Origin of the sequence: Bartonella sp. CL434QHHD (assembly GCF_042195145.1) — a bacterium.
Taxonomy (GTDB): Bacteria; Pseudomonadota; Alphaproteobacteria; order Rhizobiales; family Rhizobiaceae; genus Bartonella.
In genome coordinates this window covers 1-17,736 of the sequence record NZ_JBHINT010000038.1, presented here as the reverse complement: position 1 = coordinate 17,736, position 17,736 = coordinate 1, and the positions used below count along the sequence as shown (strand labels likewise).

Annotated in this window: 22 protein-coding genes, 1 tRNA gene and 2 pseudogenes; 18 read left to right on the top strand and 7 right to left on the bottom strand. The window is 40.9% G+C overall.

The window, feature by feature from the left end; translation table 11 throughout:
* Together ACFILN_RS06790 and ACFILN_RS06785 are read left to right on the top strand one after the other, a co-directional pair.
* Positions 1-1,054, top strand: a pseudogene (locus ACFILN_RS06790) (DUF4815 domain-containing protein); the annotation flags it as partial.
* 14 nt (positions 1,055-1,068) lie between these two features.
* On the top strand, positions 1,069-2,415 hold the full coding sequence (locus tag ACFILN_RS06785) for a Bgr_08870 family protein (protein WP_375671141.1): 1,347 nt from the start codon (positions 1,069-1,071) through the stop codon (positions 2,413-2,415).
* Positions 2,416-2,757: 342 nt separating this feature from the next.
* On the opposite strand, the gene ACFILN_RS06780 is transcribed toward ACFILN_RS06785, so the two are convergent.
* Positions 2,758-2,937 carry a hypothetical protein gene (locus ACFILN_RS06780; protein ID WP_375627011.1) on the bottom strand — a complete coding sequence of 60 codons (180 nt, stop codon included), beginning with the start codon at positions 2,935-2,937 and terminating at the stop codon, positions 2,758-2,760.
* A 119-nt stretch (positions 2,938-3,056) separates the two neighbouring features.
* On the opposite strand from ACFILN_RS06780, the gene ACFILN_RS06775 reads away from it, so the two are divergent.
* Positions 3,057-3,332, top strand: a complete 276-nt coding sequence (locus tag ACFILN_RS06775) for a type II toxin-antitoxin system RelE/ParE family toxin (RefSeq protein WP_273791641.1) — start codon at positions 3,057-3,059, stop codon at positions 3,330-3,332.
* Between the two features lie 30 nt (positions 3,333-3,362).
* Positions 3,363-3,689 (top strand): HigA family addiction module antitoxin, encoded by a 327-nt coding sequence (locus tag ACFILN_RS06770; RefSeq protein ID WP_273791640.1) that lies wholly within the window; start codon positions 3,363-3,365, stop codon positions 3,687-3,689.
* Positions 3,690-3,736: 47 nt separating this feature from the next.
* Here ACFILN_RS06770 and ACFILN_RS06765 read toward each other — a convergent pair whose 3' ends face one another.
* Together ACFILN_RS06765 and ACFILN_RS06760 are read right to left on the bottom strand one after the other, a co-directional pair.
* A complete protein-coding gene (locus ACFILN_RS06765) occupies positions 3,737-4,015 on the bottom strand; it encodes a hypothetical protein (protein ID WP_375632901.1) in 279 nt (92 codons plus the stop codon).
* Positions 4,012-4,743: an antA/AntB antirepressor family protein gene (locus ACFILN_RS06760; RefSeq protein ID WP_375671139.1), complete on the bottom strand. Its 732-nt coding sequence runs from the start codon at positions 4,741-4,743 to the stop codon at positions 4,012-4,014. The genes ACFILN_RS06765 and ACFILN_RS06760 overlap by 4 nt, the downstream gene beginning before the upstream one ends.
* 381 nt (positions 4,744-5,124) lie before the next feature.
* On the opposite strand from ACFILN_RS06760, the gene ACFILN_RS06755 reads away from it, so the two are divergent.
* The 10 genes and pseudogenes from ACFILN_RS06755 (at position 5,125) to ACFILN_RS06710 (ending at position 12,731) form a co-directional block, all read left to right on the top strand.
* Entirely contained in the window at positions 5,125-6,516 is a 1,392-nt protein-coding gene (locus ACFILN_RS06755) for a phage tail sheath subtilisin-like domain-containing protein (protein ID WP_375671137.1), read from the top strand.
* A complete protein-coding gene (locus ACFILN_RS06750; protein ID WP_375671136.1) occupies positions 6,516-7,022 on the top strand; it encodes a phage major tail tube protein in 507 nt (168 codons plus the stop codon). Before ACFILN_RS06755 ends, ACFILN_RS06750 begins: the two co-directional genes overlap by 1 nt.
* A 1-nt stretch (position 7,023) precedes the next feature.
* Positions 7,024-7,313: pseudogene (locus ACFILN_RS06745) on the top strand (phage tail assembly protein).
* Between the two features lie 38 nt (positions 7,314-7,351).
* Positions 7,352-7,423: a GpE family phage tail protein gene (locus ACFILN_RS06740; protein WP_081486138.1), complete on the top strand. Its 72-nt coding sequence runs from the start codon at positions 7,352-7,354 to the stop codon at positions 7,421-7,423.
* Positions 7,420-9,486, top strand: coding sequence for a phage tail tape measure protein (locus ACFILN_RS06735; RefSeq protein ID WP_375671134.1), 2,067 nt, complete (start codon positions 7,420-7,422; stop codon positions 9,484-9,486). Before ACFILN_RS06740 ends, ACFILN_RS06735 begins: the two co-directional genes overlap by 4 nt.
* Before the next feature lie 5 nt (positions 9,487-9,491).
* Entirely contained in the window at positions 9,492-9,872 is a 381-nt protein-coding gene (locus ACFILN_RS06730; RefSeq protein WP_375637877.1) for a phage tail protein, read from the top strand.
* Positions 9,869-10,093 carry a tail protein X gene (locus tag ACFILN_RS06725; protein ID WP_039760481.1) on the top strand — a complete coding sequence of 75 codons (225 nt, stop codon included), beginning with the start codon at positions 9,869-9,871 and terminating at the stop codon, positions 10,091-10,093. The genes ACFILN_RS06730 and ACFILN_RS06725 overlap by 4 nt, the downstream gene beginning before the upstream one ends.
* Positions 10,090-11,397: a phage late control D family protein gene (locus tag ACFILN_RS06720; protein ID WP_375671132.1), complete on the top strand. Its 1,308-nt coding sequence runs from the start codon at positions 10,090-10,092 to the stop codon at positions 11,395-11,397. Before ACFILN_RS06725 ends, ACFILN_RS06720 begins: the two co-directional genes overlap by 4 nt.
* A 315-nt stretch (positions 11,398-11,712) precedes the next feature.
* The gene (locus ACFILN_RS06715) at positions 11,713-12,456 is read left to right on the top strand and encodes an antA/AntB antirepressor family protein (RefSeq protein WP_375671131.1); all 744 of its coding nucleotides are present in this window, start codon (positions 11,713-11,715) and stop codon (positions 12,454-12,456) included.
* Complete coding sequence (locus ACFILN_RS06710) at positions 12,453-12,731, top strand: hypothetical protein (protein ID WP_375624254.1); 279 nt, start codon at positions 12,453-12,455, stop codon at positions 12,729-12,731. The genes ACFILN_RS06715 and ACFILN_RS06710 overlap by 4 nt, the downstream gene beginning before the upstream one ends.
* Positions 12,732-12,776: 45 nt before the next feature.
* Here the strand turns inward: ACFILN_RS06710 and ACFILN_RS06705 are convergent, their stop codons facing one another.
* Entirely contained in the window at positions 12,777-13,088 is a 312-nt protein-coding gene (locus tag ACFILN_RS06705; RefSeq protein WP_208439803.1) for a DNA-binding protein, read from the bottom strand.
* A 12-nt stretch (positions 13,089-13,100) separates the two neighbouring features.
* Positions 13,101-13,424, bottom strand: coding sequence for a type II toxin-antitoxin system RelE/ParE family toxin (locus ACFILN_RS06700; RefSeq protein ID WP_015857128.1), 324 nt, complete (start codon positions 13,422-13,424; stop codon positions 13,101-13,103).
* Between the two features lie 182 nt (positions 13,425-13,606).
* Here ACFILN_RS06700 and ACFILN_RS06695 point away from each other — a divergent pair, with 182 nt between their 5' ends.
* The 3 genes from ACFILN_RS06695 (at position 13,607) to ACFILN_RS06685 (ending at position 14,837) form a co-directional block, all read left to right on the top strand.
* On the top strand, positions 13,607-14,269 hold the full coding sequence (locus tag ACFILN_RS06695; protein WP_375671130.1) for a lysozyme: 663 nt from the start codon (positions 13,607-13,609) through the stop codon (positions 14,267-14,269).
* Positions 14,266-14,493, top strand: a complete 228-nt coding sequence (locus tag ACFILN_RS06690) for a hypothetical protein (RefSeq protein ID WP_375628344.1) — start codon at positions 14,266-14,268, stop codon at positions 14,491-14,493. Before ACFILN_RS06695 ends, ACFILN_RS06690 begins: the two co-directional genes overlap by 4 nt.
* 131 nt (positions 14,494-14,624) lie before the next feature.
* Positions 14,625-14,837 (top strand): hypothetical protein, encoded by a 213-nt coding sequence (locus ACFILN_RS06685; RefSeq protein WP_375671128.1) that lies wholly within the window; start codon positions 14,625-14,627, stop codon positions 14,835-14,837.
* Between the two features lie 173 nt (positions 14,838-15,010).
* On the opposite strand, the gene ACFILN_RS06680 is transcribed toward ACFILN_RS06685, so the two are convergent.
* Positions 15,011-16,162 (bottom strand): tyrosine-type recombinase/integrase, encoded by a 1,152-nt coding sequence (locus ACFILN_RS06680; RefSeq protein ID WP_375671127.1) that lies wholly within the window; start codon positions 16,160-16,162, stop codon positions 15,011-15,013.
* Positions 16,163-17,264: 1,102 nt separating this feature from the next.
* On the opposite strand from ACFILN_RS06680, the gene ACFILN_RS06675 reads away from it, so the two are divergent.
* Positions 17,265-17,354, top strand: a tRNA-Ser gene (locus ACFILN_RS06675).
* A 249-nt stretch (positions 17,355-17,603) separates the two neighbouring features.
* Here ACFILN_RS06675 and ACFILN_RS06670 read toward each other — a convergent pair.
* Positions 17,604-17,736 (bottom strand): DnaB-like helicase C-terminal domain-containing protein (locus ACFILN_RS06670; RefSeq protein ID WP_375642136.1); only part of this gene is annotated, 133 nt, incomplete at its 5' end.

Sequence of the window (17,736 nt, the reverse complement as noted above, 5' to 3'; positions counted from 1 at the left end):
ATTTGACCCACAAGCGCAAGTCTTTACCCCCGATGAAACACGGCAAATCACCGGTATTGACTTTCATCTTTGCAAAATCGGTAATGAGAACCATGATTTGGTGATTGATTTGGTCACTACAGAAAACGGTTATCCGACCGCCGATATTCAAGCACAAAGCTTTTATTCTATGAAGGGCGCAAAGCTAGGTTGGGCAGAGGCACGCTATGATGTCCCTTTGTTAGTCCCTAATGACCGTCTCACCGCCTTTGTCATTAAAACCGATGATGCTGATCATGCCGTTTCACTAGCAAAGCTTGGAGATTTTGATGCAGAACACCAAAGATTTGTCTCAAGTCACCCTTACGTGACCGGTCCACGCTTTTCTTCTGTCAATGCTAGGAGCTGGACCGCTCATCAAGATGAAGCCTTAGCCTTTCGAGTGCTGGCGGCACGCTATAGGCAAACAGAAAAGATTGTCGATTTAGGCACCTTTGACCTTGTGGACTGCTCTGATTTGCAAGTACGCGCAGCCATTGAATTGCCTTCAAGCGATTGTTCTGTCATCTTTGAAATTGAAAGAAACAATGGCACAATTTATCAACTCCTGCCCTTTCAATTGCTCAGTCTTACTGAATATATCAGTGAAAAGATAAAGCTTCGCGCTATTCTCAAAGGCACCGAAAAGCTCTCACCCGTCTTGTTTGCGCCTGTTCAATTGATTGCGGGAAAGATCCATAAGGAAGCTACCTATGTCACGCGTGCTTTTTCCTTTGGTGAAAAAGCAAGATTGACCAGCTATATCAAAACCTTTTTACCGGGCGGTGCAACCTTTTCACTGGAGATGCAGCTGGATGATGGTGCTTTCACCCCTTTGAAACTTGACGAAACAGAACAACTCGCTGAACCGCTTTGGACAGAACGNGAAACAGAACAACTCGCTGAACCGCTTTGGACAGAACGAAAATTTACCAGCAGTGATAAAGGCGCCAAACAAGCGCGCTTGAAACTCACGCTTACCGGTGGACCGGCGGCACGGTCAATGGTGCGTGATTTTGGCGCCGGCATATTATGAGGGGAAAATGAGAGATGACAAAAACCAAAAAACTCGACATGGAATTGCCGAAAGAAGGTCGCTTTATCAGTTCTGAATTCCCAATCTTGCGCGAAAACTTGACCAAAATTGATCAAGCCATTGCAGATGTTGAGGAAAAGGTAGAGGGAAAAGCACCTTTAAAACACACGCATACAATAAGTGATGTTGCCGATCTTGAAGCGGCTCTCAAAGGCAAAATGGCAGCCGATAAAACCTTCTCATTTGCTGATTTAAGCGATATCGAGGGGGCAAAAGATGCCGCAAATAATTATGTTCTCTATAAATCAAGCAATAATAACTTCACCTTTGGCAGTGCTGTCTCACTGTTAGGCGCACATCAACATAAAACCGAAGATATTGTGGGGCTTGATGATTTTAGAGCCAAGATTAATGAAGATCTGACAAGCTATGGACGCCTCACAAGTCCAAATGAGTGGCAGAATTACAATAAATTTACCAGCAAAGTCACTATGAGTGGTGGCTTAGAACTGTTGGGAAACACATCATTGAATATTACCCATAATAACAAAATGATCACTAACTTAAGTACAAGCGGAAGCTCACTTAAAGGACCTTTGAGAGTCGATGGAGAACTTGTTTATACGAAATCAGAAATAGATATTCTCAAGCAGGAAATTAAAAACATCAAAAAAGATTTGATTAATAAACTCATTATTGCCGATGCTGAATTGCTTTATACGCAAGATGGGAAAATTGAATGGCCCAACTGGGTCACGGATAAAACCAAAGTCGAAATTACAGCCTGGGGTGGCGGCGGTAGTGGTGGTTGCTCTTGGTCTTATTGCTTAGGCGGCGGTGGAGGAGGTGGAGGTTGTTCCGTGTGGTACGGCTATAAAGCCAGTTTAAACGGGCATGAGGATATCATCATTGGTAAAGGAGGAACTTCTGTTGCAAAGCATGGTGCGACAGGAAATTCTGGAGGCACAACAACCGTTGGCAAAAATTTTATGACAGCTACAGGAGGAAAAGGTGGTGGAGGTGCTTATTATTCCAGCCCATCATCCCGTTACTCAGGTTCTGGTGGTACTGGAGGAGTTGGCGGGAACTTTGGTTGGGCAACAGATGGTCTCTTAGGACTTGCCAAAGGCGGAAATGGTTATGCTGGAACGAAAGGAATTGATGCAGAAATGAGTGGTAACGGAGGTGATGCTGGGGGCGATACATCAAGGGGTGGCGCTGGAGGAACGGGAGATGGTTACCATACTTCAGGAAAAGCAGGGCGTGGTTTTGGGGGTGGAGGTGCTGGTGCTAACGGGGATGGGCATTACAGCGGTGCTGGTGCTGATGGCGCTGTTCTTATAAGATTATGGAAAGAATAAATGAATGCACAAGTAACCAAGATATGACACAAGTCAAATGGATAGCTGTTGTATAAGCTGGCTTACATGTTTTTAAGTCCTTTTATCGCTCTTTCAAAGCCCTTTTAAAGGGCTTTTTGACTGACAGTGTCAGTCTTATGAGAGAGTGTAGATGATTGTTATGGTCTCTTCATTAATTTGGAGAGCAAAATGACAATAGAATTTAAACTTCGTATTCACTTTATTAAGAATGGCAAGGGATCTAAGTTTTTAGCAATATTTGATCAGACAGCCGTTGGTATGGTCGTAAAATCCTTGATGTTAACGTGCAAATTTATCCCCTCCATGCACCTATTCTTCTCTTTACGCATGAGGTGGAGAAACAGGATAGTGTTCTGTTTCATAAGCTTCAATTAACAAAACAAGAGTTTTCATTCTATCAAATTCTGGAGTATTAACTTCTGGCTGCTTATCAAACATTGCAGACACAATCTCTAAAGCTTCTTGATAATCTCTCTCTGTACGAATTGGTTTGATATTCATTTCTTAAATTCTTGTAGTTCCACAGTGTTGGCATCAATCATATTAAATTGTAACATTTTTGTTGACAATTGTCACTTAATACATTACATCTTACTTAAAATAAAGTTGTTGAGTTTGCTATGATCAAAACATTTAAAAATAAAGACCTCCAATCTCTCTGGGAAACAGGAAAAAGTAAGATTGATAGCAGGCTTCAACAGCGTATTATTCGCCGTCTTGATGCCCTTGACGCTGCTTCTCAAGTTAGTGATATCAATGTACCAGGTTATAATTTTCATATGCTTAAAGGCTTTACTCCAACTCGCTACACAATTCATATCAATGGTCCTTGGTGTATCACTTTTGAATTTAAAGACAGACACGTTTACCATGTTGATCTAGAGCAATACCACTGAAGGTTTTAAGATTTGTAAAGGAAACTATCCATGACCACACGTAATCCTAATCGTTGTCCTTCTCATCCAGGAGAAATTTTAGCTGAATCCTTAGAACATTTAAATGCAAGCAAAACCGAAATTGCTAGGATTCTTCAAATATCACGCCAGCACTTGCACGGTATCCTTAAAGGAGAACGTCCAGTCACAGCCGTAACAGCAGCTCGCATTGGTAAATTGTTAGGAAATGGACCAGCCCTTTGGCTACAGCTTCAAGCCAATTATGATACATGGCATGCCTTGAGGGACATTGATGTCTCTTCTATTCCAACATTAACAGCTAATAAAGTGGATATACAAATGGAACAGAGCCATTAACTACCTCCCCGCCTCAAAGACGAGGAGATAAAATCATGTTTTTAAAGTTAAGCAGCTTTCTTAACAGAATTTTTCAAACTCGGATCGTAAGCTTTCAACAAAGGCTCCATAATAGAAGGAGGTTTTAAAGATCCAAAATTTGTAATCATTGCCAGAACTCTGAGTGCGTTTGGTGATTCATCTTGAAGTTTTAAAATCAAAGCTTTTTCTATTGCATCCATGGTCTCAATGAGAGCATTAAAAGCCTTATCTTCGACATCATCACGATCAGAAAATTGAAACAAAGCCATCCATAAATCACATAAAAAGTCGATACTGGTGTTCATTGTACACCTCCATGGATTTGTTCTCTCAAACAAGCTAATCCTCTAGATGTGATTTTCGTTGAAGGCAGCACCTTTTCTGTACCATCCGGTCTTTGAATGGTAATAGCGGGACAATCCATAAATCCTTTCTTGATCTTGTCCTGATAAGGTAACAGAGGCGCCCCTGGAGCACGTCGATACACCCAGTCATGTTTACGCAAGTAATCAGTTAAATCCTTTGGTCGTACCTCTAACATCTTTGCTGCTTCAATAAGACCGAACAAACCATCAGAGCGTTTTAAGCCATCCAAAGCTTTTGCTTTTGGTGCTAATTCTGCAATAACATGATTTTTTTGCTCTATTTGACTTTGTAAGTGATTCAAGACACCAAGCAATGCCTCGGGTTTGGAGTAGTCGACTTGCGGTGTTGCTACTTGTTTCAAAAGCCGTTCACATTTGATAAAGTATTGACGCGCTTCATGCCCTTTATCATTACGCTCTATCATTGAAAGGTGTTTAGCCATGTCTAACGTAATGTAGTATTCTTTAGAAGGACGACCTCCTGAACTTTCGCTCAAAAAAGAGCAAAAGCTATAACCTTCTTTAAATTTACATTCTTTAATACGACGAATAATCCAATCTTTAAAACTGGTTTTAACTTCTAAAAATGTATGCAAGTCACGTGCGTTTACTGTCTGGACAGTATCGCCATCAATGACTTGTTCTGTAATTTTTATAAGAGTGTTCATGAGAACTCCTTATCGTTAAATGTTTTTGATTGACACTCGATAAAAGAGTGCCGGGTGCTCAAAAACACGGCGATAAGTCCGTCGTTATGCTTTCCCCCAAAGGGTATTGTATAGCGTAACCACACCCGACAAGCCATTTATATGCTATACGCATATAATGAGTCAAAGCTTTTAATCTGCGGAAAAAAGACTGTTTCGGCAATCCACCCGCTTATCGTCAAGGTGTTTTTGAGGCACCTGATTCGAAAATACACATTGCATAAATAATGTCAAGCTATTTTCGATAATTTTTTATCATTATGCCGGTCTAACAAATACAGCAATCACCCCCTCATTTTTTTCCCATTCATTTCATTAGCCAACCATTTAAAGGAGTATAAAATGGCAACAGGTTTTCTACACGGTGTTGAAGTCGTTGAAGTTGACGACGGCACCCGCCCCCTTCGCGCGGTACAATCGGCAGTTATCGGGATTGTTGGCACAGCACCCGATGCCGATGAACAAGCATTCCCTCTCAACACACCGGTTTTGATTTCGGGTTCACTTTCACAAGCCGCTAAACTGGATAAAACGGGTAAGCGTCAAGGTACCTTACCCAATGCCCTTGATCTTATTTTTAAACAAGTAGGGGCAATTGTTGTTGTAGTGCGCGTGAACGAAGGTGACAATGGAAATGCAACACTCACCAATGTTCTAGGCGGTGTGAACGCAAATGGTGCTTATGAAGGTGTTCATGCTTTGATTGGAGCACAATCCATTGTGGGACAAACACCACGCATTCTCATCGCTCCAGGCTTTACACACAAACGCCCTATCAGTCTTAGCAAGATTGATGTGATAAACCAAGGAAGCGGTTACACTCAAGCAACTGTTAAAATTGCCGGCGGGGCAGAAGCAGAAGCAATCCTGAAAGATGGAAAAATAACTTCTATTGTCATTAAGGACAGTGGCTTTGATTATCAAACCGCCCCAAATGTGACGATTGAAGGAGATGGCACTGGTGCGACAGCCAAAGCCAAAATCAGTACAACCTCTAATTCTGTAGCGGCAGAACTCATTGGCATTGCAGAGCGTCTGCGTGCTATTGTGGTGCTTGATGCACCAAACAGCACAGATGAAGCAGCACTTAGCACAGCAAAGGATTTTGATTCAAAGCGCGCCATCATAGTTGACCCATTTGTAAAGGTAAATCGTGATGGAAAGATCATAGAACAGCCAGCAAGTGCAGCAGTTGCTGGTGTCATTGCCAAAACTGATTTTACACACGGTTTTTGGCATTCTCCTTCCAACAAAGTGATCAATGGCATTGTTGGTATTACGCGCCCCATTGATTTTTCCATTGGTGATAGATCAAGCCGTGCCAACCTTCTCAATGAACAAAACATCACAACAATTATCCGCGAAAATGGTTATCGCCTCTGGGGTAATCGCACACTCTCAAGTGATACAAAATTTTCTTTCTTATCCGTAGTACGCACCGCAGATATGATCAATGATGCCATTTTGCGCGGACATCTATGGGCTGTCGACCGCAATATCAAAAAGACCTACATGAATGATGTCAGTGAAAGCGTCAATGCCTATTTGCGTGATTTGAAAGCACAAGGCGCCATTCTTGGTGGGCGTTGTACGCCTGATCTAGAGTTGAATACAGCAAGCGCCATTGAAGGCGGCAGAGTCTATTTCAATGTCGAATTCACACCAACAACACCAGCAGAACACATCACATTCCGTTCACGCATTGTAAATGATTACTTAGAGGAGATTTTTTAATGGCTATCCCCGTTTTACCAAGAGTTTTGAAATATTTTAACATTTTTGTCGACGGCATTCCCTATCAAGCAAAATGTGAAAGCGTAACATTACCGAATTTGAACTTGGTTGTTGAAAGCTATCGTGGCGGAGGCATGGATAGCTCTATTGAAGTTGACCTTGGTCTTGAAACCCTCACACTTAGCATGACCATTTCTGATTGCTCTCCAGAATTGATGGCACTGTTTGGGCGCACAGATATCGATATCTCATTACGAAGTTCAATGCAAGCGCAAGGCACACCCGCAGAAGGTGTTGTCATTACCATGAGAGGACTATGCAAAGGCTTTGAAATGGCAGAATGGCAACCGGGCAGCAAAGCAACATCCACAACTACCTTCACATTGCAGTATTTCAAATATGTCCAGAAGGACGTTGAAATCGTTGAGATAGATGTCCTCAACTTGGTGAGAAAATTCAATGGCGTCAATCAACTCGCAGACCATAGAGAAAATATAGGATTATAAAATGACAGTCCAAACAAGCATTACACATTTAAATTATTGATACCTGTTACTTTTGAAGGAAAAGAGCACACCACAATTACCTTACAGCGCCCCAAAACAAAAGATGTGCAAGCAATCGACAAAAAAGAAGGCATAGAGCAAACAATCGCTATGATTGCACGCCTTTCTGGATGGGCACATGAAGCGGTTGGAGAACTCGATATTAATGACTTGTCGAGCATTGGAGAGATTTTGGAGTCTTTTATCAAGCGGCGGGATACCTCGACTGGGAAACCGCCGCTAAACTCATAGCCGATATTACCATTGTGTTCCATTGGTCCCTTTCAAAGATGATGGAAATGGAACCGCAAGAACTCATATTCTGGCGAAATCAAGCAGCAGAAAGGTATAAGACAAAATGAGTGAAAAAGTTGCTGATGCAAAGGTGAAATTGTCTCTTGAAGACGAACTCACCACACCTCTTAAACGTGTACAAAAACAATTTAATACATTGTCAAAAACACTCTCACATAGTTTGGGTATTCCGCGCTTTTCTGCTGCTGTCAAAAACATGACAAAAAGCCTTCATGGCGTTCAAAGTGCTCTTAGCACAGCGGCAAGTCGTGCTTCAGTCTTTACCGGTGTCTTAGGGCTTGCTGGTGGTGGTCTTGTGGCAAGTGTAGCCGCCCTCACCATGAAAACCATGCATCTGGGAGATAGTCTTTATCACGCATCACACCATTTAAATATGAGTGTTGCATCACTTCAATTATGGGGTGATGCAGCCGATAATTCAGGCACTTCTGCCGAACTTTTTCAACAATCCTTAGCGGTTTTAAATAGGCGTTCAGCACAAGCCTATGCTGGACAAAAAAGAGGCATGATGGGCTTTGAAGCGCTTGGCATTTCTGTCAAAAACACTTCTGGAAAACTCAAATCCACTTCTGTCTTGTTAGAAGAAATTACCGACAAGATGAGTAAGATGAAAAGCCAAGCACAAAGACAGCATATTGCCGCTCTGCTGTTTGGGGGTGATGGCAAAGAAATGGCGACCATGCTTGCACAAGGCATGGCACCCATTAAAGAGCTGTTTGCAAAGGCGCGAAAAGGAAAATGGCTGATAGGTGCCGATGTTGCACGCTATGCAGCAGATTTAAGTGACAAGCTTGGTGCTTTTAAGAAAAAAATAGGCGGTATCGCGAGCTTTATTGGCGCGCGTTTCATGCCCGTGATTAATGATATGATTGACGGTTTTTCAAAGTTGATTGATGAAAACCGCGACCTCATTCAAACAACTGTTGCGAGCTGGGCAAAAACCTTAAAAAAAGTCCTTAATGATTTGCTTAATCCTACCTCTGATTTAAGAAAAGGCATCAGTGATCTCACAGAGAGGATTAAAGGCTGGTTCCAATGGCTAGAACCTCTGATTGGTGAAATAACCCTCTTTAAGGTAGGACTTGTGGCACTTGGTTCGTTCATTTTTGGTCCACTCATTGCCGCATTAGCCGCAGCGGGAGCAGCGTTTGTTAGCCTTGGTATCACAATTATGACGACACCTATCGGTTGGTTAATGGGTGGCATTGCAGCGCTCTTTGTCCTCTATCAATATTGGGACAAACTCAATGGTTGGGTAGCAGCATCTTTAGCCGCGGTTGGGGCAGTTCTTATAGCTTCACTCATTCCAGCAATAACTGCCGTTAGTTCTGCTTTTATATCGCTTGGTATCGCAATCATGACCACACCTATTGGCTGGATTATTGGTGGCATTGCAGCTCTTGTTGCTGCCGGATATCTGCTCTACAAACATTGGGATACAGTCATAAGCTTTATAAGCAAGCTATGGGATTCTTTTTACAGCTTATGTAGTAATGTTTTCAATAACCTCTTGACGTTCTTTAAAAACTTTTCACCACTGACTTGGATTTCGAAAAAAATCAATGAACTCATTGAATGGCTGTTTGGTGTCGATTTAATGGAAATAGGCTCCAATCTTATTAATGGGCTTTGGGAGGGCATCAAAAGCAAATGGGATGATCTGTATAACGGTTTTGGCAATATGATGAAGAAATTAACCAGTTGGATGCCTAATTGGGTGAAAGAAAAGTTAGGGTTTAATGTTTCAATAGACAAGACTTCAACGCAGACCATTAAAACCTTTACCGAAGAAACCAATACACAGGCAAAAAGAATGCTGGATACAGCAGTGGTTACAAATACCCCACCTGAAAAACGCAAGAGTGGTTTTAATACAAGTATCGTTGAAACAGGACAAATGCAGGCAACAAATAAAGTAGGTGCCTTTAAAGCTCCAAAGCCAATTACGGTTCATAAGCCCGTTGAAGTAGACGCCCGTGTAACCATTACAAATCTAAATATTTCCGTCCCCAATGGTCTCAAGGACGAAATCAGAGACGCTGTCAATCAAGCACTTGAACGCTATGCAAAACAGCAACGTTTAGCCATAGCCTCTAGCCTTTCGGATTAAATACCATGATGTTAGCTTTGGGTGGTTTTATTTTTTCGATTGAAACAGCAGCTTATCAAACACTTGATATGTCTTATGGGGTTCCATGGGTAGAGCAAGGACGATTGGGGAGAAAGGCTGCTCTTCAATTGCCTGCTGTTGCAAATGCGGAATTTTCTTTAGCAGGCGTGATTTATCCAGATTTCAAAGGTGGTCACAGACAGCTCGAATATTTACGACAAATAGCGCATATGGGACCTCACATTCTTGTGACCGGTCAAGGCAAAATCTTAGGTAAGTTTGTCATTCTTTCTGTAGAGGAAAAACAAAGCGTTTTTCATCATAATGGCACCCCCAAAAAACAAGAATTTACAATAAAGTTGAGAGAATATGGTGAAGAGCTATGAGTGATCTTTACGTGACAAAAGAAGGCGATATGGTTGATGCCATTTGCTGGAGATATTATGCCAAAGGTCAACAAGCCCTTGCTGTTGAACGCGTTTATGCAGCAAATTTTGGTCTTGCAGACTATGGACCCATCTTAAAAGCAGGCATCACAATCGTTTTGCCAACCCTCCCCTATCCGAAAGCCACACCGGTAATCAGAATTTGGGGCAGTCAATCATGAAACCTTTTTGCACAGTTCTGGCAAATGGAGAGGACATCACAAGAATGCTGATGGACTATGTTTTGTCGATTGAAATTACCGATGAAGCAGAAAACAAAAGTGATCGTATCACTATAGAGCTTGATGACCGCGCACGTGACAGTGATAACGGCTTTCTTGATATTCCTCTTATCGGGACAGTTATTTCCATAAAACTTGGCTATGAAGGCGGGAAAAACCGCGATATGGGATCCTATCTGATAGACGAAATCTCTGTGAGCAGCCCACCACAAAGCTTAAGCGTGACAGGGCGCGCCGCATCAATGAACACGTCTTACAGAACCCCCAAAAGCCAATCCTATCACCAGCAAACCCTTGGCAGTATTGTTCAAGAGATAGCAGAGCGTAATGGCTATACACCAAAGGTTGATCCTTCTCTTGCAAAAATCGTTGTGCGTCATATTGATCAAACATCAGAAAGTGATATGGCTTTTGCTGCACGCCTCGCAGGGGAATATGATGCGGTAGCAAAGCCCGTTGATGGCAAACTGGTGCTCGCCAAACGGGGTGAAGGCAAAGCCATCACCGGTGAAACACTCCCTATTGTTGTTATTCATGAGAAACATTGCACCTCTTGGGATTTTAAATACAGCGCACGGGATGAAGCAGGTGCAGCCAATGGCTTAGAAACAGATGTGGGAGACGACCAAAAAGCCGCGGCTGATGCACGAGAACCAGAAGAGATTGATGATGATGAAAACTTTATCCATATGGATAACAGTGACAGAGCATCATCATCTGAATCAGAAAAAGCAGAAAAAGAATCGGAAAAGCAAGAAGAAGACAAAGAGAAAAAAGGCGGTGTTCTCGCAACCTATCATGATTTACGCAGTGGTGAAAAAAAAGAAGTCAAAGTTGGTAATCCGCCGTTTCATGAACTCAAATACACCTACCATAACCAATCAGAGGCTGTTGCAGCCATTGCTGCTTATCGCAATAAATCATCACGCGGTAAGTCTTCTTTCTCATGTGATATCGGTGGTGATCCGTTTGTACAAGCAGAAGCAAAACTTGTTCAAGAGCCCCCTTTCCGCCCCTATATTCCAGCAGAATGGCGCATCAAAAGTGTTAAGCACAAACTTGATAAAACGGGTGGTTACACAACAAAAATAGAGTGCGAACTTTTTGATGAAGCCCAAGAAGACACAGCTGGAAACGTTGCAAACACAACACCAGACAAGGATGATACCCTTGATCCAAACGCCCCACCAAACGCATGCGACGAAGGCGAAGGCGTCATCCATATGGACGAAGAGGATAGATAAGTCAAATTAGTAAAAACGTAAAAAATCTCGAAAGCAGCTTGACAATGTGACGACAATATGAATAATCGAATCAGGTGCCTAAGAAACACCTTAAACACATAGCGGATAGATTGCCGAAACAATCTTTTCACCGCCAATTAAAAACTTTGACTCGTTGTATGCTACAAGCATATAATGATATTGTCGGGTGTGGTTATGCTATACAATACCCTTTTGGGAAAGGCGTAACGACGGGCTATGTGCCGTGTTTCTTAGCACCCGGCGCTCTTTAATTGAGTGTCATTAAGAAACCTTTAAGCACATAGGAGCCAAATTATGGCACAGTATTTAATTGATATACATCAAACCACGATTAATGGTGATATCGTTCAAACAGTCAACGCACGTGAATTACATGCGTTTTTGGAAATAGGTAAAGATTTTTCCAATTGGATTACTGATCGTATCAAAAAATATAATTTATTAGAAAATCAAGACTTTGTTTGGTCGCCAAATTTGGCGAGCAAAGGCAGAGGTGGTCACAATCGTAAAGATTATCATCTGACTTTAAGTGTAGCCAAAGAGCTTTCTATGCTTGAGAATAATAAGAAAGGTAGAGAAGCTCGTTTATACTTTATCAAATGTGAACGGCTTTTGAAGCAAGTAGCAACACCACAAGTTGACTACTCCAAACCGGAGGCATTGCTTGGCGTCTTGAATCATCTACAAAGCCAAATCGAGCAAAAGGATAACACCATTGCTGAATTAGCGCCAAAAGCAAAAGCTTTGGAAGGTTTAAAACGCTCTGATGGTTTGTTCGGTCTGATTGAAGCAGCAAAGATGTTGGAAGTAAGACCAAAGGACTTAACAGATTACTTGCGTAAACATGATTGGGTGTATCGACGGGCTCCAGGGGCGCCTCTGTTACCTTATCAGGATAAGATCAAGAAAGGATTCATGGATTGCCCTGCTATCACCATTCAAAGACCAGATGGTACAGAAAAGGTGCTGCCTTCAACGAAAATCACCTCCAGAGGATTGGCATGTTTGAGAGAACAAATCTTTGGGGGTGTGCAATGAATAGCAGTGTCGACTTCTTATGCGATTTGTGGCTGTCGTTGTTTAAGCTTTCTAACCATCGAGGCATTGGAGATGAGGACTGCAATGCTATAGTTGAGGTTATGGAATCGGTCGTAGATGCTCTGGTTTTAAAGCTTCAAGATGACGTGCCCAATATTACAAAAATCTTGGCAATTTTGACAGATTTTGGAGCTTCAGAACTTCCACATCGTATGGATTCTTTGTTGCGAACTTATGAACAAAATTTGGAGCCTCCCATTAAAAAGGTTGCTTAAATACCTCCCTTCCCCATCTTTAAAGGTGGGGAGTGAACACTAAAGTTACACGTGTGGAACTGGTCGTTCAAGAGGCTGTACAGCCAAACGAAACCCCATGGTACGCAGTAAAGCATTCAAGCTGCGGAACTCTGGATTACCTTTTTCTGAAAGTGTACGGTAAAGTTGTGTTGGGTTCAAGTTGGCTGCTTTAGCTACAGCTTGAACACCACCATAAGCTTTGGCCATTTGGCGTAGAGTTACAAGCAGCTCACCCTGATCACCATCTGCTAGGATTGCATCAAGGGTAGCTGCTGCCAACTCAGGATCATCACGGAATATTTCTGCCATTGCATCATCATGGTTACGGTCTTTCATTTTTGCACTCCTTTAATCTTCACGGTTTTGCCAATCACGCCAGCAAGCACATGCACGAGTGATATCAGTCTCTTGTGTTTTTTTGCTGCCACCGCATAATAGCAACAATACGGTCTTTCCAGATTGGACATAATAAACTCGGTAGCCAGGACCAACATTAATACGCAATTCATGAACACCCTCACGAAGCGGCTTGAAATCGCCAAAGTTTCCCTGCTCTAAACGATTAAGGCGGCGAATAATTGCAGTTTTAGCCTGCATATCACGGAGCTTTCGCAGCCAATCAGCTATCAAGTCTTTGCCATCAGAAGTAAGGTAGTGACGTATTTCAAACATGATGTATATTCGTTTATAAACGAATATTTGTCAAGAAAGAAATTAAAAGTTGAGAAAAAATCTTCTTTTATTCCAATGAAAAAGTGACATGAAGCTTAACCAAGCTATCTTTCCGAATGAGAAAGATGTCAATTTTTTAATCCAGCTCTGCTTTTTGCGGAGCTTTTTTTATGGAGAAGCATATGCGAAAAATATCATCAGAAGGGCTAGCACTTATCAAACAATGGGAAGACTTGCGTTTAAACGCCTACAAAGATACCATTGGTGTGTGGACAATAGGTTATGGACATACAAACAATGCTGGAAAGCCTTTTATTTACGAAGGCATGACCATCACGGAAAAGCAAGCAGAAGAACTTCTTTGCCAAGACTTAAGACAATTTGAAAATGTCGTTGAACGCGCTGTTACAGTTTCATTAACAGATGAACAATTCGCGGCGTTAGTGTCCTTTTGCTATAATGTAGGAACAACAGCCTTTTGTAACTCGACACTGTTAAAAAAGCTTAATCAAGGTGAATATGAAGCTGTCCCTGCCGAACTACAGAAATGGACCAAAGCAGGCGGTAAGCGTCTTGAAGGTCTAGCACACCGGCGTGCGGCAGAAACAGGCTTATGGGCGAAAGGGGCTTTTGTTTCCTCCAATTATCAAACAGTAGAAACGCAAGCACCAACGGGGGTTTTCAAAGCCGAAGCATTGGCACCGATTATTGGTTCTTTTTCTGGGCTTGGAGGCTTATTAGCAGGAAATGGACCCATCCAATGGGCTTTGGCCACCATTATGATTTTAGCCGCATGTGCTGGTATTTTCTTTGTTGCTAAACGCTTTCAGGAGCATCGTCTATGATCTTATGGATGAAAAGAAATCTGATGATAACAGGCGCGGCTTTAGTCGCTTTTTTTATTGCATTAGCAAGAGCTTTTACTCTTGGGAAAAAAGCAGAGCAACAAAAGCAAACAGAAAAAGCTTTAAAAGCAGCCAAAACACGTCTGGAGGTGGAAAGTGAAGTTAATCAAAAAAGTGATGCTGATGTGCGTGCTGCTCTCTCTGACTGGTTGCGCGACAAATAAATATGCTTCTTCTTGTGTTGGCTGGTTGCCAATTTATTTAGATAAGCAAGATCTGAACGCCATCAGTTCAAACTTAGCAAGAGAGATCTTAAAGCACAATAATCTAGGTGAACGCGTGTGTGGGTGGAAACATGGCTAGAAAAAAAACACAAGACGATACAGAGCTTACGGAAGCAGAAAAAGAAATACTTCAAGAAATCATCATGACCTACAAAAGTGTAAAAATGATGTCGCGTTATACGAAATGGATTGTACTCATTATACTCTTATTAGCGCTTGATTTTTCACGTATTATGGATGCATTAGTAAGTATTTTTACACAAAAACCAAATATCCGACTCTAAACATACTCTGAGACGCGCGAAATTCTTTAGAAAATGGTTTCTTAATTTTGCTCGTCTCATGGAGGCTATCAATAATAGCTTTACACATTTAAAACAGTTATTTTCACAGAATTGGACATATCAAATTTCTCTTCAAAATAGCTAAAAACACTGCAGAGGTAATTGTAAGAATTCTATCCTGTTATAAATGACGCCCACTGTTCCAAGAGAACATGTCGCTGTTCTAAAAAATCCGTTCGCATATAAGCTTTTGTCACTGAACTCCCAACTGAATGGGCAAGAACAGTTTCGGCAATCTCAAATGGTGTTGACGTTGTCTCTGCTATCCAATCCCGTAAGCTTGAACGAAAACCATGGGGACGATAAGTCAAACTACAAACTGTCATATACTTTGCCATGGTGGCATCAGAAATGGGGTTGCCTGTAAGACCAGAAAAGAGAAAACCATTCTTTTCAAAGGGGAGAGTTTTTTCAATAACTCTCAAAGCTTCACCACTTAGTGGCACGCGAAAGTCTGAAACTTTCCCTACAATACCTTTCATGTTTTCTTTTGGTATCGTCCATATATTTTTATCAATTTGTTCAAGGCGCAAATAGCGCAATGGATATGACCGTGCTCCCGTCAAAATGAGTAACTTCAGTGCTAAATTTGAAAGGATCTTATCATCCAAGCTTTGATAAAATGCCGGAACCTCTTGCCATGGCATAGCAGGAATATTTGTTGATGTCGCACGTGGTTTTCCTAAAAGAGCGCGTGCCTTCATACAAGCCTGTAGATCAACATCTAAACCAAGAGCCGCTGCATATTTCAAACAAATATTGATACGGTTAAGTGCTTTTCGCGCTGTGTCTGCTTTTTCATGCCAAAGGGGTGAGAGAACATTGCAAATAATATTGGCTGTTAATTTTTCTATAGGTAAATTACCTATGTGTGGAATCACGTGCAACTCTAGTGGAGAAAACCAGCGGCCGTTTTTACCTTCATTTTTCAACTCTGCTTTTTTGCTTTCAAAAGCCGCTTTTGCAATTTCTTGAAAAATATTGCTTTGCTGTTTTAAAATAGTCTGTTCTCGAAAGACAATAGGATCATTGCCTTCTTTAAGAATATCACTATAATGCCTAGCAAGCTCACGCGCTTCTTTTAAAGAGAGTTTTGTAACAGGACCAAGTCCCATTTCACGGCGCTTATTGTAGTGCGTATAGCGAAAAAACCAAGAGCGTGTATTGTCTTTTCGAACATTCAACCATAGCCCTGCCCCGTCACAATATTTACCCTGCGGAGACGTCTTTACGAATGATGCTGATAACCGATGAATCGCCCTCACTTAACGTCCCCTCTCGTCCACCTTTTCAAGCATTGCTCGTCCACCTTTTTGGGTCCACCTTTTAGACCACCTTTAATTTCTGATTTGAGATTTTTTCTTTAATACTTACTTTTTTTATTGAATCATAAAAAGCTATAGACATCAATACGCCCTTACACATCTTTATATACTTTGAATCTTGTTGCTAAAGCCTGATTCGCTCTCTGGGGGCACCATTTTTTATTTTACACATGTTTGTAAATGAATCGGCTTTTAAAACCTTGTCTGTTAAAGTTTATGCTTTCTGCTTCTGCATAATTTAGCATTTTTAAGTTCTATTCTTGAAAAACTATGTAATACCTTAACAAATTATCTATTGATCTAAGTGTATTGCTCAATAATTTTTTCTTCCATTCAAATTAACTTTTTGCTTATCCCACAGAAAAAGCATTATAAATATACCTAATTTCCAGTCATATCTAGAAGAAATTTTAAACTATCGATGCAAATCTTACATAAAATTTTATTCAAATAGTGCAAATCAGCCATTCCCTCCAAGGTACTCTTTAGACGCACTAAATATCTGAATATTTTTATTTAAAAAATTAAAATCTTTTAAAGAGCTTTCTTATTGAATTGTACTTAATTTAAACTCAATAAAAACTTTCCTTGAATATATATGTCATTCTTACAAATTTATCTCTCATAAACTGTTAGAGTAATAACATTTTCTTTTCGCCAATATGAACGATCTAAATAAAATAAATATCTGGAAAGGTAAAATAATTCAAAAATACACGACCGGAATTTAATATAATTTATCAAACATTTTCAACTAAACATTTCTTATTATTACGAAAACGATTGTTAGAACTTTTAAAAAATATTGCTTTATAAAAAACTTTTAAACAGGAAAAAAATGATAAATATCATAATTACCTTTCATTTTTTCAGAAAAAACTACCATGTTTAGAAATGAAACTCTTAGATAACACACTCAAAGAATTAACTTATGAAAAATTATTTTAATTGAAACTTAAATAGTTTTACAAAGAACGCTTTAAAATGCGTATTAAAATGATTGACCTTTTACAAGAAATTTGTCAAAAAGCATATCTAGTTTGGAGGGGTGGCCGAGCGGTTTAAGGCACCGGTCTTGAAAACCGGCGTGCAGGAGACTGTACCGTGGGTTCGAATCCCACCCCCTCCGCCACAGCATTTTTATCGTTGTAGCTTGCCAGCGGGTTTTGTATATTTTGCCACTAGGTTTTGTATCAATTTATTTTCTTTTACATGATTGTAGCTTGCCAGCGGGTGTAGCTTGCCAGCGGGTTTTGTATATTTTGCCACTAGGTTTTGTACCAATTTATTTTTTCTCAAAGAGTTTTAAAGATGTTCTCAAAGGGTCTTCAAATGCCTTTCAAAGGGTATTTAAAGCTCTCTTTAACGCATTTTTCTGCTCCTATTTTTCCAAATCACTAAAGCATGTAAAGTCGGATTGAAAAGCAAGGGGAACGATTCCTGTCGGACCATGGCGTTGTTTTGCTATAATAACCTCAGCTTTACCCTTGGCTTGCTCCATTGCCTCTTGCCAT

Coding starts and splice junctions, on each gene's coding strand:
- ACFILN_RS06785 (WP_375671141.1), top strand. CDS start 1,069: ATGACAAAAACCAAAAAACTCGACATGGAATTGCCGAAAGAAGGTCGC.
- ACFILN_RS06780 (WP_375627011.1), bottom strand. CDS start 2,937: ATGAATATCAAACCAATTCGTACAGAGAGAGATTATCAAGAAGCTTTA.
- ACFILN_RS06775 (WP_273791641.1), top strand. CDS start 3,057: ATGATCAAAACATTTAAAAATAAAGACCTCCAATCTCTCTGGGAAACA.
- ACFILN_RS06770 (WP_273791640.1), top strand. CDS start 3,363: ATGACCACACGTAATCCTAATCGTTGTCCTTCTCATCCAGGAGAAATT.
- ACFILN_RS06765 (WP_375632901.1), bottom strand. CDS start 4,015: ATGAACACCAGTATCGACTTTTTATGTGATTTATGGATGGCTTTGTTT.
- ACFILN_RS06760 (WP_375671139.1), bottom strand. CDS start 4,743: ATGAACACTCTTATAAAAATTACAGAACAAGTCATTGATGGCGATACT.
- ACFILN_RS06755 (WP_375671137.1), top strand. CDS start 5,125: ATGGCAACAGGTTTTCTACACGGTGTTGAAGTCGTTGAAGTTGACGAC.
- ACFILN_RS06750 (WP_375671136.1), top strand. CDS start 6,516: ATGGCTATCCCCGTTTTACCAAGAGTTTTGAAATATTTTAACATTTTT.
- ACFILN_RS06735 (WP_375671134.1), top strand. CDS start 7,420: ATGAGTGAAAAAGTTGCTGATGCAAAGGTGAAATTGTCTCTTGAAGAC.
- ACFILN_RS06730 (WP_375637877.1), top strand. CDS start 9,492: ATGATGTTAGCTTTGGGTGGTTTTATTTTTTCGATTGAAACAGCAGCT.
- ACFILN_RS06725 (WP_039760481.1), top strand. CDS start 9,869: ATGAGTGATCTTTACGTGACAAAAGAAGGCGATATGGTTGATGCCATT.
- ACFILN_RS06720 (WP_375671132.1), top strand. CDS start 10,090: ATGAAACCTTTTTGCACAGTTCTGGCAAATGGAGAGGACATCACAAGA.
- ACFILN_RS06715 (WP_375671131.1), top strand. CDS start 11,713: ATGGCACAGTATTTAATTGATATACATCAAACCACGATTAATGGTGAT.
- ACFILN_RS06710 (WP_375624254.1), top strand. CDS start 12,453: ATGAATAGCAGTGTCGACTTCTTATGCGATTTGTGGCTGTCGTTGTTT.
- ACFILN_RS06705 (WP_208439803.1), bottom strand. CDS start 13,088: ATGAAAGACCGTAACCATGATGATGCAATGGCAGAAATATTCCGTGAT.
- ACFILN_RS06700 (WP_015857128.1), bottom strand. CDS start 13,424: ATGTTTGAAATACGTCACTACCTTACTTCTGATGGCAAAGACTTGATA.
- ACFILN_RS06695 (WP_375671130.1), top strand. CDS start 13,607: ATGCGAAAAATATCATCAGAAGGGCTAGCACTTATCAAACAATGGGAA.
- ACFILN_RS06690 (WP_375628344.1), top strand. CDS start 14,266: ATGATCTTATGGATGAAAAGAAATCTGATGATAACAGGCGCGGCTTTA.
- ACFILN_RS06685 (WP_375671128.1), top strand. CDS start 14,625: ATGGCTAGAAAAAAAACACAAGACGATACAGAGCTTACGGAAGCAGAA.